The sequence below is a fragment of the Kitasatospora sp. NPDC048722 genome (assembly GCF_040650235.1).
GTDB lineage: Bacteria > Actinomycetota > Actinomycetes > Streptomycetales > Streptomycetaceae > Kitasatospora.
The window spans coordinates 1-23,774 of sequence record NZ_JBEZGX010000032.1; the positions used below are offsets into that span (position 1 = coordinate 1).

Sequence of the window (23,774 nt, forward strand, 5' to 3'; positions counted from 1 at the left end):
AGGGTCCTCGACCCTTGAGCCACCGTCCGGTTCTTCCGGATCTCGAACATCGCACCCCTTGAAGTGGGGTGTTGCAACGATCCCTAGAACTCAAGGATCGCTCTCCGGGGCCTTCGCCGTTTGCACGCGCCGTCAGCAGGTGGACCGTGTGACGCGGACCATGATCCCCACCTCCCGACTCACCCCGTCCGCCACACCCGCCACCACAGCCCCGGGGGCGGGCCGAGCGCGCCCTTCGAGCCACAGGGGGCCAGAGGGGGCCGGAGGGGCCAGGCGGACGCCGGAGGGTCCGGAGGGACCGGAGGGACCGGGCGGAGCCTCCCGACCCCCGGAGCGCGCCGGCGGGATGCCCGGCCGGCCACTTCGAGCGCCAACGGCCGCCTTCGTCCGGCACCGGGATATGTGACCCCCGGACCGTGCGTGCAGCACCGTTTTCAAAGGACGGTTTATACGTCCGCATCGGTCGAATTATGCGGCCCTGATTCGAATTTTCCGCAGCGCCGCATAGATATGCAGACCCCGCGGATGGAATGTCATGTGCAGCCGCCCTGACGCCCGGTCACCCCTGTGACCTGGTGCGGTATAGTTCCGCTCGTCTGGGGGGATGCGCGCGGTTGTCAGTGGAACGGGCTATGGTTCCACTGAATTCGCAGCGTGGCCGACATCGGTGCGGGGATCTCCCAGAAAACCGTGGAACGGCTACGCCGAGGTCGCGATCCCTGTCGCATCGCGCCGCGACGGCGCAGCCATGAATGCAATTTCGGGGGAATGCATTGGCGCAATCAAGGACCTTTCTCGCCGACCGGGGCAACGAGTTCCGGGAACTGCTCGACGCGCTCTCCGAGGTCCGGTCCGGGCGCGCGGCCGTCACCGTGATCGACGGCCCCTCGGGTCTGGGGAAGACCGCTCTCCTCGACGCCCTGGGCCGGGAGGCGCGGGCCCAGGAGATGACGGTGCTGAGAGCCCGCTGCAGCATCGTCGAGCGCGACTTCCACTTCGGCGCCGTCCGCCAGCTCCTGGCTCCCGTGCTCGGCGCACCGGCCGCGCGGCGCCCGGCCGCCGCGCAGAAGGCGGAGGCGGTGCTGGACGGGATGCCCTACCGGGTGCCCGAGCCCGGTTCGCCGGCCGCCGACTTCGACCGGCTGGCGTCGCTGTGCGCACCCGTCCTGCAGCTGGCCGAGGAGCGGCCGGTGGTCCTGGCCGTGGACGACGTCTGCTGGGCCGACGAGTACTCGTCCCAGTGGCTGGCGTTCCTGGCGCGCCGGCTGGACGACGTCCCGGTGCAGATCGCCGTCGTGTCCCGGGGTTCGCTGCCCAACGCCGGCGGTGAGCTGGTCCACGAGCTGATGCGGCATCCGGCGTGCCGGGTGGTGCAGCCCGCGCTGCTGACCGTGGAGGGCGCCGGCCGGGTCGTCGCCGAGGGCGTCGGTCCCGGGTCCGCCGAGGTGTTCGGCCCGGAGCTCCACGCGATGACCGGGGGCAACCCCGCCCTGGTCACCGCCCTGGTCCGCGAGCTGGCCAGGACGGGAGCGCCGCCGGAGACCACCGGGCGGGTCCGCCCCGGCGCGGTCGGTGAGCGGGTGCTGCCGACCGCGTTGCGGGCCCTGCTCCGCCGGGAACCGCCCGTGGTGCTGCGGGTGGCCGGCCTGCTGGCCGAACTGGGCGTCGACACCGGGACCGACGTCCTGCGGACCGTCACCGGCCTGGAACAGCCGCTGCTCGACCATGCGGTGACCGCCCTGGAGGGCAGCGGGCTGCTCGCCGCCGGCCCGGCCGGGCGGTTCTGCCACCCACAGGTCTCGGAGTCGCTCGCCGGCCTGCTCGCGGCCACCGACCGGGCCATCGCCCACGCCGACACCGCGCGGGTGCTGTTCCGGACCCGGGCGGCCGCGGAACGGATCGCCGCCCACGTCGTGGCCGGCGCGAGCACCGGCGAGCCGTGGCGGGTGGAGGTGCTGCGCCGCGCCGCACGGTCCGCGGGCGAGCGGGGAGACACGGCCGCGGCCGTCCGCTTCCTCCGGCACGCGCTCACCGAGACCGCCTCGACGGAGGTCCGGCACCGGCTCCTCGTGGAGCTGGGCACCGCCGAGGCCCACAGCGACCTGAACGACTGCGTGCGGCACCTCGGCGAGGCCGAGACCCTGAGCACCGATCCCGAGCAGCGGGCGGAGTTCGTGCCGTTGCTCGCCCGCGCCCTGGTCCAGTCGGGGCTGCCCCGCCCGGCGATCGACCTGCTCGACCGCACGGCGGCGGAACTCTCCGACACGAACCGGCTGCTGCTGCCGATCCTGAGCCTGCGCGCCGTCATTCCCGACGGGGGACGGCCCGCCTGCTGGGGGTCCCTGACCACGCGCGGCCCGCGGGCGGAGCCCACCGGCCGGACGCCGGACGAGCGCGGGCTGCTGGCGGCGCTCGCGATGCGGTCCGTGATCGCCCTGGACGGCGCCGACCGCGCCGGGGAACTCGCCGGGAACGCCCTGCGCGGGTTCCACCCGGCGCAGGACCAGGCCCAGACCGCCGTGCTGGCCGTGACCGCCCTGCTCGACGCCGACCGGATCGAGACCGCCCGTCGCGGCGCCTCGGAGATCCGGGCGTCCGACCTCGCGCACTGGCCGCCGGCCACCCGGGCGGTGACGGCCGCGGTCCGGGCACGGCTGCGCTACCGGACCGGTGACCTGGCCGCGGCCCTGGCCGAGGCCGAGCACGCCCTGGCCCTGTCGGACGAGCCGCACCCGTACCTGCCGCACGTCGTCGCGGCCGCCGTGCAGGTCCTGCTGGAGACCGACCGGGTCGAGGCCGCGGCGGAGCTCGTCGAACGGGTCACCGGGACCGCCGGCCACGCCGGCTGGACGTGGCCGTACTTCCTGGAGGCCCGCGCGCGCCTGCGCATGGCCCAGGGGCAGGCCGCGGCGGCGCTGCGGGACCTCCTGGAGTGCGGACGGCTCATGGAAGAGCTCTGGGGGGACAATCCGGGCCGGATCGCCTGGCGCTCCCGGGCCGCGGTCATCGAGCACCGGCTGAACCGCCCGGAGGCGGCCCAGGAGTTCGCCGCCCAGGAGGTGGACCAGGCGCAGGCCTGGGGTGCCCCGGTGGTGCTGGCCCGGGCCCTGCGGGTGGCCGCGCTGGTCGGTCCCAGGACGCTGGCCCGGACGGGCCTGGAGGAGTCGGTGGCGCTGTTGGAGAACGCGTCCGATCCGCTGGAGCTCGCCCGTTCGGTGACGGCGCTCGGCACCCTGCTCGCCGCCACCGGGCACACGGACGCCGGACGGGCCCGGTTGCGCCAGGCCCTCGCGCTCACCCAGGCAGCCGGGGCCACCGCGCTGGCGGGCCGCGTGCACAACGAGCTGCTGGCCACCGGCGCCCGCCCGCGGCGGCTTCCGCAGGTCGGGCCGGAATCGCTGACCCCGAGCCAGCAGCGGATCGCCCGGCTGGCCGCCGAGGGGCTGAGCAACGAGGACATCGCGGCCCGGCTCTACGTCACCCGCCGCACGGTGGAGTTCCATCTGACGCACGTGTACCGGAAGTTGTGCATCGACGGACGGGTCGGCCTGCGCACCGCGCTGTTCGGGGAAGCAGCCTAGGCCGTGTCCCGGCGTGCCCTGGGCACGCCGGGACACGGCGTCAGATCAGCGGATGCGGTTCCCGGCGGCCCTCGGGCGCGAGGGGCGTGAGGCCGGTCCTGGCAGCTGCGGACGCGAGCCGGCCGCGGTGCCAGTTGAAGGCGCAGGACTCGTCCAGTCGCAGGGGTTGCAGGCCCTCGGGCACGATCTTGACCGCGTGCCAGCCCATGCGGACGAGCACCTCGGGCAGCCGGTGGGTGAGGTCGATCGCCACCGGCCGCACGCCCTGCTCCGCGAGTGCCCGGACCAGCCCGTCGACGGTGAGCCCGTCCGGTGCGGCACCCGGTGCCGCACCCGGTCCGGCGTCGACCGGCCGCCCGTCCTCCGGGACGAACCCGGCGGCCCAGGCCGCCACCGCCGCCGCGCCGTGCTCGGAGGCGAAGTACTGCGCGCGTTCGAGCTCGGTGCGCGGCTGCGCGGTCGGCGCGTCCGCGGGGTCGTGGCGGTTGACCAGGCGGAGCGCGGAACGGATCTGCATGGCTTCCTGCAGGGCCTTGCCCAGAGCGGTGCAGGGGTCCCCGGACGCGCAGGCACCGACCGCCGCGAGCGGCCCCGGGCCGTCCGTGTCGACGATCACGGCGGTCGCGCAGTGGACGCCGGGCAGGCCGGTGGGGATCCAGGCCAGCACCGGTCGCAGTCCGGCGGCGGACGCCGCCCGGTGGGCGAGCTGGAGCCGCTGCCGGCCGGGGGTCGCCGGGCTCTGCCGCAGGACGGCTTCCGGGTCGGCCACGGGCAGCGGTAGCCGGCAGTGCCAGGCGGTGATGAGCGCGTCCCGCTCGATCACTTCGAGCAGTGCCGACAGCAGGGCCTGCTCGCGGGTCGCTCCGGAGGCTGCTCCCGACGGGGACGGGTCGAAGCCCGCCGCGTCGTCCGGGTGGGCCGGGTAGTCGACCATGCCTGCCGGAACGTGCACCCGGTCGCCGTCGACGAGCGACCGGCCCTGGTACCAGCGCAGTTCCCGGCGGGCCGCGGCCGGGTCCGCCAGCTCGGCGCCCTCCCGGGTGAAGTCCAGGGCGGCTCCCGCCAGTTCGGCCGCCAGGGCGACCGTCGCCGGGTCGCCGGCCGGGTACAGGGCGAAGCGCTCCACCGCCTCGCCCGCGGCGCGCACCAGGGTGTCGCCGCGCGAACCGCCGTAGGCCCCGACCACCTCGCGGGCGAGCGCGCCGCCCTGGTGGGGGGCGGCCCCGGTGCGCGCCGGGTGCAGTTCCACCAGGCCTTGCCAGAGCGGCTCGTCCGGCTGCCGGGGCGGGCGGAGCGCGCTGGCCGCGGCAAGGCCGTTGTGCGGGTCGAGCGTGGCGATGAAGTCGATCACGGGGCTGCCTCGAGGACCTCGGCGTACAGTTCGGTGAGCTCGTGGACGGTGAAGCCGGCCAGCATGGGCAGGCCGCCGCCCCAGGCACGGGCGGCCGCCCTGGCCAGGTCGGCGGGCGCGGGCGCGGGGCCGGCGAACGCGTCGACGCCCCAGTCGGCCGCCAGCGTCCTGATGCCGTGGACGGGGTCGTCCGCCAGCTCGGGCGCTCCGGCCCTGATGGCGTCCCAGGCCTGCCGGAGCCGTTCCCGGTCGCCGAGCCTCTCGTCACCGGCCATGATCCGGCGCCACACCACGGGCAGGACGGCGGCGGTGGCGGCCATCTTGCGCACGCCCGCGCTCGCGGACAGCTCGTTGGCCAGGAACCAGGTCTTCGCGGCGAAGGGGTCGCGGCCGACCATGCTCAGCCCGAGGACGGTCCGCGCGCTCAGCACGGCGACCTCGGTCGCCGGCCGTCCGGTGCTCCCGGCCGCCGCGAGTTCCCGCAGCAGGTCGCGGGCCTCGGTCTCGGCCGCCGCCGGGCAGCGCCTTCCGGGGGGCATCAGGTAGGCGTTGGCCATGCGCATCATCGCCTCCAGCGTCCCCTCCCGCAGGAGGCGGCCCGGGAGGGAGGCGGTCGCGACCGGGTCCAGCACCGCCGTGTCGGCGGACAGCAGCGGATGCATGACGAGCTTGCGGCGGCCCTCGACCAGCACCGTGGCGGCGCAGCTCACCTCGGCGGCGGTGCCGACGGTGGTCGGGACCGCGACGAGCTCCGGGTACGGTCCGGCGATCGGTTCGGTCGGGCCGCCGTGCACCAGGCCGGGACGGGAGCCGCCGAGGCGGATCCGCGTCGGCGTGCCGGGGGCGGCGGCGAACAGTCGGGCCAGTGCGGCCTGGTCCAGCACCGCGCCGCCGCCGACCACGACCGCACGCTCGAACTCGCGCAGCTGCCCGGCGAGGGCGACGGCGCCGTCCAGGTCGCCGGCCGACGGGTCGACGCGGATCACCTCCCCGTCGTGGGGGAGCGGATCCACGAGACCGGGCTGGTTCGCGTCCACGACGAGGACCGTCCGGCGGGAGCGGACCCTCCGCCACACCTCGGTGAGCGCGCCCTCGCCGAAGTGGATCTGCGTGCGCTGGCGCCAGACCGCCGGAGGCCCGGGGCGGTCGGTCCGTCCGGTCACCGGTGCCCCGCCCGTCGGGAGGTCTCGGCGAGCCCCTCGGCCACCGCCTCGGCCAGGTCGGCGTGGTCCTGCTCCGTGCTGGTGAGGACCGGGATGAGCTGGACGGCACCGGGGCCGGGGTAGACCAGGGCGCCGTGCGAGCGGATCGCCGCGATCGCGCCCTGGACGGCCCGGCCGTCCAGCGGGTCGCCGTCGGCGTCGCGCAGGTGCAGGGCGCGGAAGCAGCCGGCGCCGGTGGTCCGGGCCACCAGCGGCAGCCGGTCGGTCAGTTCGCCGAGGAGCGTGTCCAGGGCGGCGGCGGTCCGCGCGCCGGCGGACAGGGCGTCGAGCTCGTCGAACTGCCGGAGCGTGGCCGAGACGGCGGCGCAGCTGGCGGGGCTGCCGGCCTGGGTCTCGGCGTGGACCAGGATCGCGTCGCGCCGCTCGAACCCCTCGGCGACGGCGTGGGAGACGAGCACGGCCGACGCGGCACAGCTGCCGTTGGTCAGGCCCTTGGAGGTGAGGAGCAGGTCCGGTGCCTCGGCCCAGCGCGAACTGGCGAACAGCGGGCCGGTCCGGCCGAAGCCGGTCGCCACCTCGTCAGCGACCAGCAGGAACCCGTGCTCGCGCCGCAGCCTGATCACGGCCTCGACGAAGGCGTCGGACAGCGGGTGTGCCCCGGATCCGAGGACCGGCTCGCACACCAGCGAGGCGACGCGGGAGCCGTGGCGGGCCATGAACCGTTCGAGTTCCTCCGGGTCCGCGGGGTCGACGTGCCGGACGTTGCGCAGGTCGACGCCGTAGAGCTGTTGGTCGAGCGCCTCCCCGGTGAGCGAGTGGGCCCCGTACGTCAGCCCGTGGTAGCTGCCGCGCAGGCCGACGACGAGCTTGCGCTCCGGCTGGCCCCGGAGCACGGCGTACTGCCGGGCGAGCTTCATCGCGAGGTCGTTCGCCGCCCCGCCGGAGGTGGAGAACACGGCGCGCCGGTAGGCCGTTCCGGCGGCGGCCACCAGGTCCTCGGCGGCCCTGACCGCGTAGTCGTGCGAGTAGCGGAACAGGCTGAGGTAGGAGGCGTCCCGGCCGGTGGCGGCGATCGCGTCGCCGATGGCGTCGTTGCCGTAACCGAGGTTGACGTTCCACAGGCCGCTGGTGGCGTCCAGCACCTCGGTGCCGTCGGCGAACCGCAGCCGGGTGCCGCGGGCGCCGGTGGCCCGGCGGTCGACCCGGCCGAACTCGCTGGGCGGGAGCAGGAACTCCCAGAGCGGATAGGTGTTCACGGTGGTCACGCGGGCCTCCTGGCGGTCAGCACGAACAGGGGCGAGCCCTCGGCCGTCCGGCGCACGGGGTCGACCGCGTCGACCGAGAACCCGGCGTCGGACAGCTCCTGCCGGAGCGTGTCCAGGTCGGGCGTGTGGACGGTGGAGGTCAGCAGCAGGGGCCTGCCCTCGCGCCCGAGGTGCAGGACGGCCACCCGGCGGCGCTGCAGGTGCGGTTCCTGGTACTCGACGAGGAAGTCCACGGCGTCGGCGGTGGTCATGGGGTGCACGGCCTCGGTGGCCGCGGCCGCCGGGGGGTGGAGGCTGAGGACGAACTCGCCCCCGGGCTCCAGGTGGTCGTGGACGCGGCGCAGGAACGCCGGTCGCACCTCGGGCGGCACCAGTCCGATGGTGGTGGTGCCGAGGACCGCGGCCCGGAAGGTCCGGCCCAGGTCCAGCTCGAACATGTCGGCCTCGACGGTCTCCAGCCGCTGCGCCAGGTGCCGGGCGGCGGGGTCGGCGAGGCGGCGGGTCAGCTCGGCGAGCAGGGAGCCGGACAGGTCCAGCGCGGTGACCCGGTGCCCTGCGGCGAGCATCGGGATGGTCAGCCGGCCCGAGCCGCAGGCGAGTTCGAGGACCGGGCCGCAGACACCGCGCAGCCGGGTGAGCAGATCGGGGATCTCACTGGTGTCGTGCACGGTGAGCTGGTGGTACACCGGCCCGCCCAGGGGTCCGTACATGTCGGTGACGGTGAGCGAGGTGCCGAGGGCGGCGGCGATCCGGCCGGCCAGGCCGGGCAGCGCCGCCGGTTCGATGATGCCGGTGCTCATCGGGCGCCCTCCTCACGGGCCGCCGGGCCGCTGCCGCCGAGGCGGGCGGCCAGGTCGGCGTGCAGCTCCGCCGCCCGGGACGGGGTCACGTGGAACAGCCGCGCGGCCTCCGCGGCGGCCCGCTCCGCCTCGTCCAGCACCGCGAAGACCTCCAGCAGCCGGGCGGAGTCCCGGCCGAGCCGGAACAGCCGGGAACCGTCGGCCGGCACGGCGTAGCAGGTGCCGTCGTGTTCGGCGATCAGCGGCGCGTCCACGGCCTCGACCGGCGCCGTCGGCAGCCCCGGGGTGAGGCGCACGCCGAAGCCGGACACCGTCGGCTCGCCGCCGAACCGGCCGGCCAGCCGCCGGCGGACGTCGAGCGCCCGGAGGTAGCGGCCGAGCCAGGGCCGGGAGGCCGCCCCGGCCAGCAGGACGGACCGCTCCAGCACGCCGTCGAGGGTGGGGTCGCCACCGTGCGCGGCCAGGGCCATGGCCACCGCCTCCGCGCCGTCCTCCACCCGGGCGAGGTCGCTCCCGCCGATCCCGGTGCGGACCGTTCCGTCCGTCGTGACGAACAGCCGCCCGGTTCCCGGGCGGCGCGCGGGCGCCGCCAGGGCGCCGATGTCGGCCAGGTGGACGGAGGAGTGGCCGAGCGCGGCGGCCCAGACGCCGCCGTGCGCCGCCCGGTCCGCGTCGGCGAGGAACGCCGCGTGGTCCGCCTCGCCGGTGATCCGCACGACCGTCGGGCCCGCGATCGACAGGTACGGCAGCGAGCAGTAGTCGAAGGTCTGCACGTAGACCTCGTCGGCCACCGACAGCTCGTCACCCGGGTGCGCCAGGCCGCCGCCGACGGAGATCCGGGGCACCCCGGAGCCACCGCCGCCGTCGGTGTCCTCCGCGAACAGCCAGGATCCGGGAGCGACCAGGCCGGCGGCGAGCACCGGGTCCACGTCGCCCCCCGGCTCGACCAGCACGTCCCCCGGATCCCGGCCCGGCGCCGTGTCACCGACGAACCATCCACAGAGCCGGTCCACGCCCTCGCGGAGCTTTTCCTCCACCGCTGTTCTCCCTCTCCGATTGCCGCCGGCGCCGCCTTTTCCCGGCGCGCCCGATCAGGACGAACGTACGGCCGGAAAGCCCGCCGGGAACACCGTTGAACGACCCCGGAGTCGACCACAGGTATTTGTCCGCTCCTCCGCAGCAAAGAGCCGTCGGACACGTAGCGATACCCGAAGCAAAAACCGCAAGTGGTTCCCACCGGCCGGACCAGGAGCCAGGATTGGGACCAACACCGCAACCGGACTGGAGGCACCGAATGTCTGCTGTTGACTTTGAGAACCTGCCGGAATTCGACGTCGAAGAGCTGGAGATGCTCGACGCGCCGGGTTTCCTCGGCTGGGACAAGGAGACCTGGGCCGGCTTCGCGGTCGGCGCCGGCATCAGCGCGGGAATCCTCGCGACCTGATAAGCGAAGCCGGATAGACGGCACCCGATAAACGACTGCCAATTGGAGAATCACATGCAGCAGAACCCGGAGCAGGACCTGGCCACCCGCCCCGACTTCGCGGTCGAGCCCCTCGAGGAGCTGGACGCCCCCGGCTTCATGGACGGCCTCGGGACCGGCATCACCATCGTCGGCGGCGGCGCCGCCATCCTCGAAGCGGCCGGCGTCATCGCGCTGACCTGACCGCGGTCGACACCCGAATTCCACCGAGCGACCGGTCAACCGGTCAAGGAGAACCAATGAACCAGGACATCACCGCCCAGCCGGAGCCCGCGGACTTCGCGGTCGAGGAGCTCGACACCCTCGCCGCCCCGGGATGGCTGGACACCGCCCATGACGTCACGCAGATCACCGCCCTCGGTGGCGCGGCCTTCGTCATCGGCCTGAGCATCACCTGATCCACCGTAGGCTGTGGGGGCGGGCGACGGGGGCGACCCTGCGCCCGCCGCCACAGCAGGTGCTGCGAGACGGATGCACCGCCACCTCAAGTCCGAAAGGAGCTGGGGGTGCTCCGGTTCCAACCATGGCGGCGCACCTCCGAACCGACCATGCGAAGCTTTTACGTAAGCCTGGGCATCGTCAGCCTGGCCATACTCCTCACCAGTCTTCTCGCCCGGCACACCGACGGCCCGCTTCAGATCGGCCTCTGGGTGCTCGTCGGCGTCGAGTGCGTGGCCGCGTTGGCCGTCATGGCCCGCAGGAACTGACCGCCCGGGCTCCATCTGGAGCCACATTGTGAAGTCTCTGATCGTCTGCACAGATCTGACCAAGGAATACGGCGGATTCCGCGCCGTGGACCGGGTCTCCTTCGAGGTCACCGCCGGCAGCGTCACCGCCCTCCTCGGGCGCAACGGGTGCGGCAAGTCCACCACGCTCCGGATGCTGCTCGGGCTGACCGCCCCCACCGCCGGCAGCGCGCTGATCGACGGGGTCCCGTACCGCGAACTCCCCTGTCCCGCACGGGTGGTGGGCGCGGCGATCACCGACGTCCCCGGGCATCCCGCGCTGACCGTGCGGGCCCAGCTGAGCCTGGTCGCCGAAGCCGTCGGCGCCCGGCCCGGGGCCGTCGACGAGGTCCTGCGGACGATCGACCTCGAGGAGGCCGAGTACCGCCGGATCGACGTGCTGTCCCTCGGCATGCGCCAGCGGCTCTCGCTCGGCTGCGCCCTGGTGGGCTCGCCCCGGATCCTGGTCCTGGACGAGCCCGCCAACGGCCTGGACCCGGACGGGATCCGCTGGCTGCGCCGCTTCCTCCGCTCCTTCGCCGACGGGGGCGGCGCCGTGCTCGTCTCCAGCCACAGCCTGGACGAGGTCCAGCGCACCGCTGACCACGTGGTCGTGCTCGACCGGACGGTCCGGTACGCGGGCCCGCTGGACGGCCTGCTCGACGACGCCCACGCCAGCCTGGACGACGCGTTCCACCACCTCCTGGACGGCGCCCACCACCACGAGGGGGCTGCCGCGTGAACGCCGAACTCACCTGCCCCGCCCGGTTCACCACCGTCCTGCGCACCGAGCTGCGCAAGCTGCGCGCCGGCCGCGGTCTGCTCTACACCGTCGGCACCGGCCTCGCCCTGATCGCCCTGGCCGCCGTCGGCTCGGCCCGGCACGCCACCGAGGCGGCCGTGCCGGCCGAGGAGGCGGCACTGGCCGTCATCCGCCAGGGCTTCGCCGGCCTGCTGTTCGCCACCATCACCGGCTCGCTCCTGGTCACCGGTGAGTACCGGCACCGCACGTGGACCCGCACCTACCTGGTCACGCCGGACCGGACACGGGTGCTTGCCGCCAAGGCGGCGGCCTCGGTGGCCATCGGCCTCCCGGTCGGCGTGCTGTCCGCCCTCGTGAGCACCGCCGTCGCGACGGGCTTCGGCCACGCCCCCGTCAACACCTGGGCGGTGTGGCGGCTGTTGCTGACGATCGTGCTGGTCAGCACCCTCGCCGGTCCCTGGGGGGTGGCCCTCGGCTACCTGATCCGCAACCAGGTCGCCACCGTGCTCGCCGTCGTCGCCTACACCAGCGGCATCGAGGCGGTCGTGATCGTCGCGCTCCCCGACTTCGGCCGCTTCCTGCCCGGCGGCACCCAGCTGTCCCTGCTGCACGACCCCGAGCTGACCGCGCCGCTGCCCGGCTGGGCCGCGCTGGCCCTGCTGCTCGCCTACATCGCGGCGGCCCTGCTCGGCGCGGTGTTCCGGGAGCGCACGGCGGAGCCGAACTGACATGGGGACCGCCACTGCCGCACCCGTCCGAGACGTCCCCACCAGGCCGCAGGTGCGGCCCGGGATCGAGCTCATCGCACCGGAGAACGGCGAGCGGGCCTGGACGGCCGCCGACCACGACTCGGGCCGGTTCACCCGCCTCGGCGCCGGCGCCGCCACCCTCCTCCAGGACCTCGACGGCACCCGTGACCTGGACCGGCTCCGGGCCGACCTGGCCCCGACCGTCCCGGCGGAGGTCCTCGACACCGCGCTCCGCCGGTTCACCGACCTCGGGCTGCTGACGGGCACCGCCCCCGAGAGCCAGGGGAACGGCCGCTTCCAGTACCGCCGCCCCGCCGCACTGCAGTTCACGGTGCTCCGGCGCCCGGGCTTCCTCGCTCCGGGCCGCCCGCTGCCCCGGCTGATGGCCAACCGGGTGAGCACCGCGGTGTGCGGTGCCGCCGTGTTCGCCGGGCTGGCGGTGGTCCTCTCCGGCGCCGTCCGGATCTCCGAGGCCGCCTGGCGGCCCCAGCCCTGGCAGTACTGGGCGATCGCCCTGGGCGTCGTGATCGCGGTCAACGGCCTGCACGAACTCGCCCACGGCGCCTGCCTCGCCCGGTACGGCGGGCACGCCCGCCGGATCGGCGTCATGCTGCTGTACCTGACGCCGGCGATGTTCTGCGACGTCACCGACGTGTGGCGGCTGCGCGACCGCCGCCAGCGGGTCATGGTCGCGCTGGCCGGGGTCACCTGTCAGCTCGGCTGCGCGGGCGTGCTCGCGCTGGGCTCGGCGGTCACCGCCGGCGCCGCCTCCGACCTGCTCGGCGTGTGCGCGACGATGACCACGTTCGCGGGGCTGTTCAACCTGCTGCCGTTCATCAAACTCGACGGCTACATCGCCCTCATGGCGTGGGTGGACATCCCGAACCTGCGGGAGAAGAGCATGGCCGACGTCCGTGCCCTCGCCGGCTGGGTGGCCTTCGGCGGCCCCCGGCCCGCCCGCACCCTGGCCGACGGCTGGGCCGTGTACGGGGCCGTGTGCCTGCTCTTCCCCTGGCTGCTGCTCGGCAACCTGCTGATCGCCGGGCGGGCGGCCCTGATCGGCTTCGGGCCGATGGGGGCGCTGTCCTGGCTGTGCCTCCTCGCCGCGCTGGCCCTCCACGCCGCGGTCCGGGTGTTCCGCGCCTACCGCGCGAGCGGCGCCCGGACCCCCCTGCGCGGCCTCCTCGCCCTGGGCGCGTGCGCGGCGGCCCTCGCCGGCCTGGCGCACGCCCACCCGTACACCGAGACCGAGTTCGGCGCCTACACCGTCACCGGTGACGGCGTCCGTCTGCTGCTCCCGGACGCACCGGGGATCCGCGCCCCCCAGCCGGGTGGTGAGGTCTCCCTCACGCACCTGGGGATCCTCGGACGACAGCCCGTCGGCACCGCGCTCACCGGGACCCCCACGGGCACGGAGACCGTCCCGGTGGAGCCCTTCCTCCCGGTCACGGGGATCCCCGGTTCCCTGTCGGCGAAGGTGTACACGCTCTCCCGCCCCACCGGTGCCGAACCGGGGGACCAGGGCATGGCGGTCGTTGCGACCGGGCGCACGGACCTCCTGACCCACCTGGCCAGAGCGGCCGTGCTCGACCCGTGGCGACTCGTGGTCGACGGCTGACGTGGCCTCCGGGGCACCTGCCCCGTCGGCGGTTACCGCTGCGCCGTCAGGTGGCCCGTGAGCCAGTCGGCGGCGGTGGGGAGCCAGTCCGGGAGCGCGGTGCCCAGGAGGTGGTTGCCGTGGGGGACGAGAAGGAGCTCGGCGGCGGGGGCCTCGGCGGCGAGAGGGGTCGCGTTGGTGACGCCCGGGATCACGTCCTCGCCGCCCTCGACGACGAGGACGGGCACGGTGAGCGCGGGCACGAGGGCCGTCATGTCCAGCCGGGCGGCGAACGCCCGGGCGGCCTCGGAGCCGCCGCAGCGCTGGACGAGGGTCGCGCGGACGAACGGGGGGAGCTCGTCCCACGCCAGCCGGTAGGGGCCGCTGACCAGTGCGGCGGCCCGGACGCGCGGCTCGTGGGCGGCGGCCGTGGCCGCGTAGTAGCCGCCGAGGCTCAGGCCGACGACCGCGATCCGGTCGGGGTCCAGGCCGTCGCGGTCGGCGAGGGCGTCGATCGCACGGCCGACGACGCGGTGGTAGTCCGGTTCGGGGGCGCTGCCGGCGGTGAGGACGCCCTGGCCGGGGCCGTCGATCGCGAGGACGGCCGAGCCGCGGGCCAGCAAGGCCTCGACGACGGTGTGGAACTCCTCCTTGCCGGAGTCCATCCCCGGCACGACCAGCACGACCGGACGGGACGCCGCCGGGCCCCCGGACGGGCGGCGCAGCCAGCCAGCGAAGCCGTCGCCCTCGACGCGTTCCGCCGCCGGGTCGAGGTGGGCCAGCGCCCGCCGCATGGCCTCGTCCGCGTCGGCCGCGGTCCGGGCGGCGGCCTCGCGGTCGGGGTGCGGGAGCCACCCGGCGACGTGGTACCAGCGGGCGGCCGTCCGGTACGCCTCGCCGGCGGTGACGCCCCGGCCCTCGGCGGCGGCGCGCCCGGCGGCCTCCGCGTACCGCTGCCCGGCGGCGGCGCACGCGGCGGGCCAGTCGTGCGCGGAGGCGAGCGGGGCGGTCACCCGGTCGTAGTCGTACGGGTCGAGGCCGGCGCCGTGGGCGCGGGGGCGGCTGACCTCGACGAAGGCGGCGAGGAAACCGGGGTCGTCGAGGAAGGAGAGGAAGGAGGCGTCGGACATCGTCGTTTCCCTTTCGGCGCGGATCAGCTGATGGTGAGGACGGCCTTGCCGCGGATGCGGCGGTCGCGCAGGTCGGTGAGGGTGGCGGCGGTCTCGGTCCACGGCGCGACCCGGCCGAGCTCGGGGGTCAGTCGGCCCTCCGCGACCAGGCGGACCAGGGTGGCGAGGTCGCGGCCGTCGGGCACGTCGGAGTCGGCGTAGTGGAAGTGCCGCAGGGTCGCGGACTCCGGGCCGGTGAAGAAGTCGAAGAAGTCGAGGGTGGCGGGCCGCCGGGAGGCCTGGCCGAACCAGATCAGGGTGCCGCGCCGGGCCAGCCGGGCGAGGGCGAGCGGCAGGGCTTCGCCGCCGGTGGACTCCAGCACCAGGTCGTACGGGCCGCGCGCCGCGCCGACCTCGTGGACCACCTCGGCCGCGCCGAGCTCGGTGAGCCGCCGGCCGCGCTCGGGGGAGGCGGTGACGACGGTCAGTTCGGCCCCGGCGGCGGAGGCCAGCTCGGTGAAGTAGTGCCCGACGCCGCCGGAGGCACCGGTCAGCAGCACCCGGCGGCCGGCCAGCGCGCCCGCCGTGCGGAGCAGGCGCAGCGCGGTGAGGCCGGCCAGCGGGAGGGCGGCGGCGCGCACGGCGTCGATGGAGTCGGGGAGCTCGGCGAGCGAGCTCGTCGGGACGCGCACGTACTCGGCCCAGCCGCCCGCGGACGGGTGGCCGACCACGCGGCGGCACACGCCCGGTCCGGAGCCGTCGGCGGCGGCCTGGACGACCAGGCCCGCGACGTCCTTGCCCGGCCGCCAGCCGGGCTCGGGGGCCTCCAGCTTGAAGGTCTCGCCCCGGTTGACCGAGAACGCCTCGACCTTGACCAGGGCCTCCCCCGGTCCCGGCTCCGGCTGTGCGACCTCCGCGAACCCGACCGGTGCCTCCGCCCGGCCGGTCGGTACCAGCGCCTTCATCCCGTTCGCCCCTCTCGGCGTGCGTCCCGTTGACGGGCCCAGCCCACCGCGCCCGCCCGGCGCCGGTCCAACAACCGCCGGGCGCCGCCGACAGCGGTCGGTTGTCGTCCGAGGAGCGGTTGTCGTCCGAGGAGCGGTTGTCGTCCGACGCCCGGGGCCGCCCGGTGCCACGGCGGTAGGCTGACGCCCCATGGATCTTGATCTCGCGCAGGTGCGGGCGTTCGTGGCCGCCGCCGAGGAGGCGCACTTCGGGCGGGCGGCGGGGCGGCTCGGGGTCAGCCAGCAGGCGCTGTCGAAGCGGGTGGCCCGGTTGGAGGGCGCCCTCGGGGTGCGGCTGCTGGACCGGGACGCCCGGGGCGTGGGCCTCACCGAGGGGGGCCGGCGGTTCCTGGAGCCGGCCCGGCGGGTGCTCGACCAGGGGGACCGGGCGGTGGCGGCGGTGACGTGCGCCGCCCGGCCGCTGCGGATCGACGTCTGGGGGCACCTGTTCGCACCGATGCGGACGGTCGCGCAGGCGCTGGACGGCGCGCCGGGGCTGGAGGTGGATCCGGTGCCGGGCCGTGACCTGCCGTCGGTCGCGGCGGCGCTGCTGCGCGGGGAGTCGGACGCGGGTTTCGGCCGGGTGCACCCGCTGCCGGACGGCCGGGACGCGGGGCTGACGCACCGGCTGGTGCGGCTGGAGCCGGTGGACGTGCTGCTGTCGGCCGGCCACCCGCTGGCCGGCCGGGACGTGCTGCGCCCGGCCGACCTGCGCGGCAGCGTGCTGCGCTACCCGGCGGCGGTGGACCGGCTGGACTTCCTGACCAGGTTCGCGGACCGCTTCGGCATCGAGGAGCGGGCCGGCTCGACCAACCTGGGGCTGGAGCACTTCGTCGAGCAGGTCCGCGCCGCCCCGGGCTGCTTCTCCCTCGTCCCCGCCGACGTCCCGCTCCCGGACCGTCCGGGCGTGCGGACCGTCCCGCTGGTCGAGCCGACGCCGCTGTACGCGTGGTCGCTGCTCTGGCGCACCGAGAGCGGCCCGGGTGACGGCGCGGCCGCCGACCAGCACCCCCGGCTCCAGCCGCTGCTGCGGGCGTTCGCCGAGGAGGCGCGGCGCAGCAGGTGGCTGGAGTACGACCCGGCCCGCGACTGGCTGCCGGGCCCGGACGAGGCCGCTCTCAACCCGTAGGACCCGTAGGACCCCACGGCCCCGTCACGCCACCGCCTGGTACGCGAGCACCTCGAAGTCCCGTGCCACCGCCGGCGGGGTGGGGCCGTCGAACATGCGCTGGGTGAGCAGGATGCCCGTCAGCCGCTCCGCCGGGTCGTTGAACCACGTGGTGCCGAGGCCGCCGTCCCAGCCGTAGCGGCCGAGGGCGGGGAGGCCGTCGCGGGTGGTGGTGACGGAGACCCCGAAGCCCCAGCCGGTGAGCTCGCCGCGGCCCAGCAGTGGCGCGGAGGCGGTGAGTTGGGCAGGGGTGAGCTGGTTGGTGGTCATCAGCTCGACGGTGGGGCGGGAGAGGATCCGGACGTCTGCGTGGGTGCCGCCGCCGAGGAGCATCCGGGCGAAGGCGAGGTAGTCGTCGACGGTCGAGACGAGGTCGGCGCCGCCGTCGTCGAGGGCCGCGGGCCGGGACCAGGCGCTGTCGGCGGGGTCGTCGTAGGTGACGAGGCCGCGGACGGGGTCGTGCCAGTACTCGACGGGCAGCCGGTGGAGCTGGTCGGCCGGGACGGTGAAGCCGGTGTCCCGCATGCCGAGGGGGCCGAGGACGCGCTCGCGCAGCACGTCGCCGAGGGGCCTGCCGCAGGCGCGGGCGAGCAGGATGCCGAGGACGACCGATCCGGTGTGGTAGTGCCAGCCGGCCCCGGGCTGGTGCAGGAGAGGCAACTCGCCGAGCCGGCGCAGGAATTCGTCCGGCCCGGGGTAGTCGGCGCGCGGCGGCAGGACGTTGACGCCGCGCTCGGCCATGGCGGCGGCGATCGGGGCGGTCGGCGGGATCATGGTGAGTCCGTAGCCGAGCCGGAAGGTGAGCAGGTCGCGCAGGCTGATCGGGCGGACGGCGGGCTCGGTGTCGTCGAGCGGGCCGTCCGGCCGGCGCAGCACGCGCCGGCCGGCGAGTTCGGGCAGCAGGTCGTCCAGCGGGTCGTCGAGGCGCAGGACGCACTCCTCGACCAGGGTGAGCGCGGCCACCGCGGTGACGGGCTTGCTCATGGACGCGATGCGGAAGATCGTGTCGCGCCGCACCGGCGCGCCGCCCTCGGCCGCGTGGCTGCCGAGGACCTCGACGTGCTCGTCGCCGTCCCGGGCGACGGCCGCCACCAGGCCCGGCACGGCACCCCGTTCGACGTGCCCGGCCAGCACCCGGTGCAGGCGCTCCAGCCGTTCCTTCGACAGCCCGCTCATCGTCCACCGCCCTCCCGGACCGCTGACGGCCCGTCGACCAACGTGTCCGGAACCACGATGGCGCACGGCACCGACATTCCCTGGCAGGAACGGGGGCCGCTTCTCAGTTCGTGCGGAGCCAGTGGTCGGAACTGCGCAGCACCGAGCCGTCCGCCGCGTAGTCGGTGTAGTTCCTGACGCCGGACCCCGGCTTCGCCATGAGGCCGTACCAGCGCATCGTCGAATCCGCGGCCGTGACCGGCACCACCTCGGTCGAGCCGCCGGTCTCCCAGGTGATCACGATCTTCGCCACGTCGGGCGCGGCGCTGCCGACCAGCACCGGCGGGAGGCCGGACTTCGCGGTGTCCTTGAGGCCCAGCGACGCGGCCGCGCCGCCGAGCCCTCCCCCGGACGGCCCGCCCGGCGCGCGGACCGACTGCACCACGTCCTCCGCCTGCCGCTTGCCGTCGACGGTGTAGTAGAGGTTCGCCAGGTCGTAGTCCGGCAGCCACTTGCCGGCGGAGTTCCGCGGGAGCAGCGAGCGGGCGTCCGGGCCGACGCCACCGCGTTCCGCCCGGATCGTCTCGGCCTGCCGCAGGGCGTCCCGCTCGGTGGTCGGGCTCGGCCACTCGGCGACCCATGCCTGCCAGGTGCGGCCGTTCAGGCTGCCCTCGCCGATCTTGACGCGGATCGGGGTGAACGGGTCCCGCGCGGCCCCGGACGGACCGCCCGAAGGGGAGGGCCCGGAAGCCGCGGAGGGCGCTCCCGAAGCGGCGGGCGGAGTCGACGGAGCAGCGGCCACGGTGGGAGCCGCCACCACCGCGGCGCCGCCGGTCCCCGCTCCGTACCCGCCAAACGCCGAGGCCGCCCCGGCCACCGCGACGGCCACCGCCCCGGCCGCCGCCACGGTCAGCAGCCGCCTGCGCCGCAGTCGGCGCCGTCCCCTGCCGACCAGCCGGTCGTACGGCACCGCCCCGGCCTCGATGCTCCCGGCCAGGTCGCTCAGCGCCCGCGCGGCCGCGGCCTCCGCTTCCGCTTCCGCCGCCGGCATGCGCTCGTTCCCGGGCGTGGACTCCGTGCTCATCTGCTACCTCCGATGGTGGTCAGTCCGTCCAGCGAGGAGGACTCCCGGAGCTTGGCCAGCCCCCTGGCCGCCTGGCTCTTCACGTTCCCGACCGAGCAGCCCATCGCCGCGGCGGTCTGGGACTCGCTGAGGTCCTCCCAGTACCGCAGCACCACGGCCTCGCGCTGGCGCGCCGGCAGGTCGGCGAGCGCGGCGAGCAGCACGGCCCGGTCGTCCGGGTCGGCCCCGGCCCGGGCGGGCCGGTCGGGCGGGGCCTCGACCAGGTACTCGGCCGGTCTGCGCCGCCGCCACCGCCGGGCGTGCTCGTTGACCAGGATCCGGCGCACGTACGCGTTCGGGTCGTCCGCCGCACGGACCTTGTTCCAGTGGACGTACGCGCGCTCCAGCGCTTGCTGGACCAGGTCCTCGGCCCCGTGCCGGTCCCCCGCCAGCAAGTACGCCGTGCGCAGCAGCCGCGCCCACGCGCCGCCGGTGAACGCGCGGAACTCGTCGTCCCGCGCGGCGTTCTGGGCTCCCATGAGCACCTCCTCACCCCACCTGAGTCCGGGACGCCCGGAAACCGTTGCCGCACCCGCCCGGAATCCTCCGGGCCCGCCGCGGCGTTTCCGCACCGACCCGGCCACCCGCCGTTCGCGGATCGCCACCGGCGACTGTGACACTGGAGGGGCTCGAAAACCGAGGTGCGCGCCGCCGTGCCTCCTTGCGAACCTAGAGGGATGCCCGCAGTGAGTTCTCCCGCAGTCCAGTCCGCCGCCGCTCCCGCGGAGGGCCCCGGTATCGGCGAGCTGGCCGCCCGCCTGCCCGAGCTGACCCTGCGCGACGAGGTGCGGATCGGACGCCGGCTGGAGGGGGCCCGCCGGGTCCGCAGACCCGAGGCCCGGCAGAAGATCGCCACCGAGATCGCCGCCGACATCGAACGCGCCGAGCTGCTGGTCGAGCAGCGCCGGGGCGCCGTCCCGAAGATCACCTATCCCGCCGAGCTCCCGGTCAGCCAGAAGAAGGACGAGATCCTGGAGGCGATCCGGGACCACCAGGTGGTGATCGTCGCGGGCGAGACCGGCTCCGGCAAGACCACCCAGATCCCGAAGATCTGTCTGGAGCTCGGCCGGGGGGTGCGCGGCCTGGTGGGCCACACCCAGCCCCGCCGGATCGCCGCCCGCACGGTGGCCGAGCGCGTCGCCGAGGAGCTGCACAGCCCGCTCGGCGAGGCCGTCGGCTGGAAGGTCCGCTTCACCGACCAGGTCGGCCAGGACACCCTGGTCAAGCTGATGACGGACGGCATCCTGCTCGCGGAGATCCAGACCGACCGGGACCTGCGCCAGTACGACACCCTGATCATCGACGAGGCGCACGAACGCAGCCTCAACATCGACTTCATCCTCGGCTACGTCAAGCAGCTGCTGCCGCGCCGCCCGGACCTCAAGGTCGTGATCACCTCCGCGACCATCGACCCCGAGCGCTTCGCCCGGCACTTCAACGACGCCCCGATCATCGAGGTCTCCGGCCGGACCTACCCCGTGGAGGTCCGCTACCGGCCGCTCGTCGACGACGCCGTCGAGGAGGCCGAAGAGGACGCCGCCGACCGCGACCGGGACCAGATCCAGGCGATCTGCGAGGCCGCCCAGGAGCTCCAGGCCGAGGGGCCGGGCGACATCCTGGTCTTCCTCTCCGGCGAGCGCGAGATCCGCGACACCGCCGACGCGCTCACCCGCCTGAAGCTGAAGTCCACCGAGATCCTGCCGCTCTACGCCCGGCTGAGCTCGGCCGAGCAGCACCGGGTGTTCCAGCGCTCCGGCAGCCGCCGGATCGTGCTGGCCACCAACGTCGCCGAGACCTCGCTGACCGTCCCCGGCATCAAGTACGTGATCGACCCGGGCACCGCGCGCATCTCCCGCTACAGCCACCGCACCAAGGTGCAGCGGCTGCCGATCGAGGCGATCAGCCAGGCCAGCGCCAACCAGCGCAAGGGCCGCTGCGGGCGCACCTCGGACGGCATCTGCATCCGGCTGTACTCGGAGGAGGACTTCCTCTCCCGGCCCGAGTTCACCGACGCCGAGATCCTGCGCACCAACCTGGCCTCGGTCATCCTGCAGATGACCGCCGCCGGCCTCGGCGACATCGCCGCGTTCCCGTTCCTGGACCCGCCGGACTCGCGCAACATCAAGGACGGCGTGCACCTTCTGCACGAGCTCGGCGCCCTGGACCCGGAGGAGAAGGACCCGCGCAAGCGCCTCACCGCGCTCGGCCGCAAGCTGGCACAGCTCCCGGTGGACCCGCGGATGGCCCGCATGGTGCTGGAGGCGGACAAGAACGGCTGCGTGCGCGACGTCATGGTGATCGCCGCCGCGCTGTCCATCCAGGACCCGCGCGAGCGCCCCACCGAGAAGCGCCAGGCCGCCGACGACCGGCACCGCCGGTTCACCTCGGAGACCTCCGACTTCCTCTCCTACCTGGCGATGTGGCGCTACGTCCGGGAGCAGCAGAAGGAGCTCTCGTCCTCGGCCTTCCGCCGCATGTGCAAGGCGGAGTTCCTCAACTACCTGCGCATACGGGAGTGGCAGGACGTCTACACCCAGCTGCGCACGGTGGCGAAGCAGTTGGGCGTGACGATCGAGGAGCCCCATCCCGACGCCGAGCCGGACGCGGACCGGATCCACCAGTCGCTGCTCGCCGGACTGCTCTCCCACATCGGCCTGTTCGACGTGGAGAAGCGCGAGTACGGCGGCGCGCGCGGCGCCCGGTTCGCGGTCTTCCCCGGCTCCGGCCTGTTCAAGAAGCCGCCGCGCTGGGTGATGTCGGCCGAGCTGGTCGAGACGTCGCGGCTGTGGGCCAGGATCAACGCGAAGATCGAGCCGGAGTGGGTCGAGCCGCTGGCCGGCCACCTGCTCAAGCGCAGCTACAGCGAGCCGCACTGGGAGAAGAAGGCCGGCGCCGTCCTCGGCTACGAGCGGGTGACGCTCTACGGGATGCCGATCGTCGCCCAGCGCAAGATCAACTACGGGAAGGTCGACCCGGAGCTGTGCCGCGAGCTGTTCATCCGCAACGCGCTGGTGGAGGGCGACTGGGAGACCCACCACAAGTTCTTCGCGGAGAACCGCAGGCTGCTCGGCGAGGTCGAGGAGCTGGAGAACCGGGCCCGCAGGCGCGACATCCTGGTCGACGACCAGACCCTCTTCGACTTCTACGACGCCCGGCTGCCCGAGGACGTCGTCTCCACCCGGCACTTCGACGCGTGGTGGAAGAAGGCCCGGCACGAGCAGCCGGACCTGCTCAACTTCGAGAAGTCGATGCTGATCAACGACGCCGCGGACGGCGTCACCGAGGCCGACTACCCGGACCACTGGCAGCAGGGCAAGCTCCGCTTCAAGCTGACCTACCAGTTCGAGCCGGGCAGCGACGCGGACGGCGTGACCGTCCACATCCCGCTGCCGGTGCTCAACCAGGTCACCGCGGAGGGCTTCGACTGGCAGATCCCGGGCCTGCGCGAGGAGCTCGTCACCGCGTGGATCAAATCGCTGCCGAAGGCGGTCCGGCGCAACTTCGTGCCCGCTCCGGACTTCGCCAAGGCCGCGCTGCGCGCGGTGAAGGACCGCCAGGAGCCCCTGCTCCCGTCCCTGGAGCACGCGCTCAAGCGTCTGACGGCCGTCACCGTCCCGCCGGAGGCCTGGGACGACGACCGGGTGCCGGACCACCTCAAGGTCACCTTCCGGGTCGTGGACGGCCGCCGCAAGCTCGCCGAGTCCAAGGACCTGGAGGAGCTGCGGCTGCGGCTCAAGCCGAAGCTCAAGGAGACGCTGTCCTCGGCGGCCTCCGGCCAGGGCATCGAGCAGGGCGGGCTCACCGCCTGGCCGGCCGGCCTGCCGGTGCTCCAGCGCACGTTCGAGCAGCGCTCGCGCGGCCACTCGCTGCGCGCCTACCCGGCGCTGGTGGACGAGGGGCAGTCGGTCGGCGTGAAGCTGTTCGACACCCCGGAGGCCCAGGAGCGGGCGATGTGGGAGGGCACCAGGCGGCTGCTGATGCTGACCACCAGCTCCCCCGCCAAGTCGATCCAGGGGCGCCTGGGCAACCAGGCCAAGCTGGCGCTCTCGCACAGCCCGCACGGCTCGATCACGGCCCTGTTCGAGGACGTGGTGGCCTGTGCGACGGACCGCCTGATGACCCTGGGCGGCGGCCCGGCCTGGGACGAGGCGGCCTTCGGCAAGCTGCACGACAAGGTGCGCGCGGACCTGTACGACCTGTCCGCGGACACCACGCTGAAGACGGCCACCGCGCTGATCGCCTTCCACAAGGCCTCGACCCGGCTGCGGACGGTCGGCAGTCCGGTGCTGCTGAACGCGGTGAACGACATCCGGCTGCACCTGGCCTCGCTCGTCCACCCGGGCTTCGTGACGGACACCGGCTGGCAGCGCCTGCCGGACCTCAAGCGCTACCTGCTGGCGGTGGACCGCCGGCTGGAGGCGCTGCCCAACCACCCGCAGCGGGACGCCCAGCAACTGCTGAAGGTCCAGCAGGTGCAGCAGGCCTACGGGGAGCTGCTGGCGGCCGTCCCGGCCGGGCGGCAGCCGTCCGCGGAGGTGCGGGCGATCCGCTGGATGATCGAGGAGCTGCGGGTCAGCTTCTTCGCCCAGTCGCTGGGCACGCCGACCCCGGTGTCGGAGAAGCGGATCATGAAGGCGATGGAGGCGGCGCGGGCCGCGCTCTGAGTTCCCGCCGGTGGCCGGGGGTGGGGCCCTCAGGAGCCAGTTCGACCTGGGGGCCCACCATGGGCTACGATCTG

The 23,774-nt window shown here is 74.6% G+C and carries 20 protein-coding genes; 10 read left to right on the forward strand and 10 right to left on the reverse strand.

Annotation, left to right across the window (positions count from 1 at the left end):
- Nucleotides 1-773: 773 nt before the first annotated feature.
- On the forward strand, nucleotides 774-3,581 hold the full coding sequence (locus AB0C76_RS23115; protein ID WP_359968512.1) for an AAA family ATPase: 2,808 nt from the start codon (nucleotides 774-776) through the stop codon (nucleotides 3,579-3,581).
- 40 nt (nucleotides 3,582-3,621) lie between these two features.
- Here the strand turns inward: AB0C76_RS23115 and AB0C76_RS23120 are convergent, their stop codons facing one another.
- From AB0C76_RS23120 to mpaB, 5 genes are read right to left on the reverse strand one after another with little or no spacing between them, the layout of a single operon-like run.
- Nucleotides 3,622-4,932, reverse strand: a complete 1,311-nt coding sequence (locus AB0C76_RS23120; RefSeq protein ID WP_359968515.1) for a YcaO-like family protein — start codon at nucleotides 4,930-4,932, stop codon at nucleotides 3,622-3,624.
- Nucleotides 4,929-6,095 (reverse strand): iron-containing alcohol dehydrogenase, encoded by a 1,167-nt coding sequence (locus tag AB0C76_RS23125; protein WP_359968518.1) that lies wholly within the window; start codon nucleotides 6,093-6,095, stop codon nucleotides 4,929-4,931. The genes AB0C76_RS23120 and AB0C76_RS23125 overlap by 4 nt, the downstream gene beginning before the upstream one ends.
- Nucleotides 6,092-7,360 (reverse strand): daptide-type RiPP biosynthesis aminotransferase, encoded by a 1,269-nt coding sequence (gene mpaD, locus AB0C76_RS23130; RefSeq protein WP_359968521.1) that lies wholly within the window; start codon nucleotides 7,358-7,360, stop codon nucleotides 6,092-6,094. The genes AB0C76_RS23125 and mpaD overlap by 4 nt, the downstream gene beginning before the upstream one ends.
- On the reverse strand, nucleotides 7,357-8,160 hold the full coding sequence (gene mpaM / locus AB0C76_RS23135) for a daptide-type RiPP biosynthesis methyltransferase (RefSeq protein WP_359968524.1): 804 nt from the start codon (nucleotides 8,158-8,160) through the stop codon (nucleotides 7,357-7,359). The genes mpaD and mpaM overlap by 4 nt, the downstream gene beginning before the upstream one ends.
- Complete coding sequence (mpaB, locus tag AB0C76_RS23140; protein WP_359968526.1) at nucleotides 8,157-9,197, reverse strand: daptide biosynthesis RiPP recognition protein; 1,041 nt, start codon at nucleotides 9,195-9,197, stop codon at nucleotides 8,157-8,159. The genes mpaM and mpaB overlap by 4 nt, the downstream gene beginning before the upstream one ends.
- A 257-nt stretch (nucleotides 9,198-9,454) precedes the next feature.
- Here mpaB and AB0C76_RS23145 point away from each other — a divergent pair, with 257 nt between their 5' ends.
- The 7 genes from AB0C76_RS23145 to mpaP all read left to right on the forward strand — a co-directional run bounded on the left by AB0C76_RS23145 (nucleotide 9,455) and on the right by mpaP (nucleotide 13,498).
- Nucleotides 9,455-9,604, forward strand: coding sequence for a hypothetical protein (locus AB0C76_RS23145; RefSeq protein ID WP_359968529.1), 150 nt, complete (start codon nucleotides 9,455-9,457; stop codon nucleotides 9,602-9,604).
- Between the two features lie 54 nt (nucleotides 9,605-9,658).
- A complete protein-coding gene (locus AB0C76_RS23150; RefSeq protein WP_359968532.1) occupies nucleotides 9,659-9,826 on the forward strand; it encodes a hypothetical protein in 168 nt (55 codons plus the stop codon).
- A 56-nt stretch (nucleotides 9,827-9,882) separates the two neighbouring features.
- On the forward strand, nucleotides 9,883-10,041 hold the full coding sequence (locus AB0C76_RS23155; protein WP_359968535.1) for a hypothetical protein: 159 nt from the start codon (nucleotides 9,883-9,885) through the stop codon (nucleotides 10,039-10,041).
- Between the two features lie 150 nt (nucleotides 10,042-10,191).
- A complete protein-coding gene (locus AB0C76_RS23160; RefSeq protein ID WP_359968538.1) occupies nucleotides 10,192-10,350 on the forward strand; it encodes a hypothetical protein in 159 nt (52 codons plus the stop codon).
- Nucleotides 10,351-10,378: 28 nt separating this feature from the next.
- Nucleotides 10,379-11,110, forward strand: coding sequence for an ATP-binding cassette domain-containing protein (locus tag AB0C76_RS23165; RefSeq protein ID WP_359968541.1), 732 nt, complete (start codon nucleotides 10,379-10,381; stop codon nucleotides 11,108-11,110).
- Complete coding sequence (locus tag AB0C76_RS23170; protein WP_359968544.1) at nucleotides 11,107-11,859, forward strand: ABC transporter permease; 753 nt, start codon at nucleotides 11,107-11,109, stop codon at nucleotides 11,857-11,859. The genes AB0C76_RS23165 and AB0C76_RS23170 overlap by 4 nt, the downstream gene beginning before the upstream one ends.
- 1 nt (nucleotide 11,860) lies before the next feature.
- Nucleotides 11,861-13,498: a daptide biosynthesis intramembrane metalloprotease gene (gene mpaP / locus AB0C76_RS23175; RefSeq protein ID WP_359968547.1), complete on the forward strand. Its 1,638-nt coding sequence runs from the start codon at nucleotides 11,861-11,863 to the stop codon at nucleotides 13,496-13,498.
- Between the two features lie 32 nt (nucleotides 13,499-13,530).
- On the opposite strand, the gene AB0C76_RS23180 is transcribed toward mpaP, so the two are convergent.
- Both AB0C76_RS23180 and AB0C76_RS23185 read right to left on the reverse strand, forming a co-directional pair.
- Nucleotides 13,531-14,607 (reverse strand): alpha/beta fold hydrolase, encoded by a 1,077-nt coding sequence (locus AB0C76_RS23180; RefSeq protein WP_359968550.1) that lies wholly within the window; start codon nucleotides 14,605-14,607, stop codon nucleotides 13,531-13,533.
- Nucleotides 14,608-14,630: 23 nt separating this feature from the next.
- The gene (locus tag AB0C76_RS23185) at nucleotides 14,631-15,551 is read right to left on the reverse strand and encodes a zinc-binding dehydrogenase (protein ID WP_359968553.1); all 921 of its coding nucleotides are present in this window, start codon (nucleotides 15,549-15,551) and stop codon (nucleotides 14,631-14,633) included.
- A gap of 190 nt (nucleotides 15,552-15,741) precedes the next feature.
- On the opposite strand from AB0C76_RS23185, the gene AB0C76_RS23190 reads away from it, so the two are divergent.
- Entirely contained in the window at nucleotides 15,742-16,719 is a 978-nt protein-coding gene (locus tag AB0C76_RS23190) for a LysR family transcriptional regulator (protein WP_359968556.1), read from the forward strand.
- Nucleotides 16,720-16,743: 24 nt separating this feature from the next.
- Here the strand turns inward: AB0C76_RS23190 and AB0C76_RS23195 are convergent, their stop codons facing one another.
- The 3 genes from AB0C76_RS23195 to AB0C76_RS23205 form a co-directional block, all read right to left on the reverse strand.
- Nucleotides 16,744-17,934 (reverse strand): serine hydrolase domain-containing protein, encoded by a 1,191-nt coding sequence (locus AB0C76_RS23195; protein ID WP_359968559.1) that lies wholly within the window; start codon nucleotides 17,932-17,934, stop codon nucleotides 16,744-16,746.
- A gap of 103 nt (nucleotides 17,935-18,037) precedes the next feature.
- Nucleotides 18,038-18,997, reverse strand: a complete 960-nt coding sequence (locus AB0C76_RS23200) for a hypothetical protein (RefSeq protein ID WP_359968562.1) — start codon at nucleotides 18,995-18,997, stop codon at nucleotides 18,038-18,040.
- A complete protein-coding gene (locus AB0C76_RS23205) occupies nucleotides 18,994-19,515 on the reverse strand; it encodes a SigE family RNA polymerase sigma factor (protein ID WP_359968565.1) in 522 nt (173 codons plus the stop codon). Before AB0C76_RS23205 ends, AB0C76_RS23200 begins: the two co-directional genes overlap by 4 nt.
- Nucleotides 19,516-19,713: 198 nt before the next feature.
- Here AB0C76_RS23205 and hrpA point away from each other — a divergent pair, with 198 nt between their 5' ends.
- The gene (gene hrpA / locus AB0C76_RS23210; RefSeq protein ID WP_359968568.1) at nucleotides 19,714-23,700 is read left to right on the forward strand and encodes an ATP-dependent RNA helicase HrpA; all 3,987 of its coding nucleotides are present in this window, start codon (nucleotides 19,714-19,716) and stop codon (nucleotides 23,698-23,700) included.
- Nucleotides 23,701-23,774 lie beyond the last annotated feature (74 nt).

Coding starts and splice junctions, on each gene's coding strand:
- mpaM (WP_359968524.1), bottom strand. CDS start 8,160: ATGAGCACCGGCATCATCGAACCGGCGGCGCTGCCCGGCCTGGCCGGC.
- AB0C76_RS23195 (WP_359968559.1), bottom strand. CDS start 17,934: ATGAGCGGGCTGTCGAAGGAACGGCTGGAGCGCCTGCACCGGGTGCTG.
- AB0C76_RS23160 (WP_359968538.1), top strand. CDS start 10,192: ATGCGAAGCTTTTACGTAAGCCTGGGCATCGTCAGCCTGGCCATACTC.
- AB0C76_RS23155 (WP_359968535.1), top strand. CDS start 9,883: ATGAACCAGGACATCACCGCCCAGCCGGAGCCCGCGGACTTCGCGGTC.
- hrpA (WP_359968568.1), top strand. CDS start 19,714: ATGCCCGCAGTGAGTTCTCCCGCAGTCCAGTCCGCCGCCGCTCCCGCG.
- AB0C76_RS23185 (WP_359968553.1), bottom strand. CDS start 15,551: ATGAAGGCGCTGGTACCGACCGGCCGGGCGGAGGCACCGGTCGGGTTC.
- AB0C76_RS23190 (WP_359968556.1), top strand. CDS start 15,742: ATGGATCTTGATCTCGCGCAGGTGCGGGCGTTCGTGGCCGCCGCCGAG.
- AB0C76_RS23200 (WP_359968562.1), bottom strand. CDS start 18,997: ATGAGCACGGAGTCCACGCCCGGGAACGAGCGCATGCCGGCGGCGGAA.
- AB0C76_RS23180 (WP_359968550.1), bottom strand. CDS start 14,607: ATGTCCGACGCCTCCTTCCTCTCCTTCCTCGACGACCCCGGTTTCCTC.
- AB0C76_RS23150 (WP_359968532.1), top strand. CDS start 9,659: ATGCAGCAGAACCCGGAGCAGGACCTGGCCACCCGCCCCGACTTCGCG.
- mpaP (WP_359968547.1), top strand. CDS start 11,861: ATGGGGACCGCCACTGCCGCACCCGTCCGAGACGTCCCCACCAGGCCG.
- AB0C76_RS23145 (WP_359968529.1), top strand. CDS start 9,455: ATGTCTGCTGTTGACTTTGAGAACCTGCCGGAATTCGACGTCGAAGAG.
- AB0C76_RS23205 (WP_359968565.1), bottom strand. CDS start 19,515: ATGGGAGCCCAGAACGCCGCGCGGGACGACGAGTTCCGCGCGTTCACC.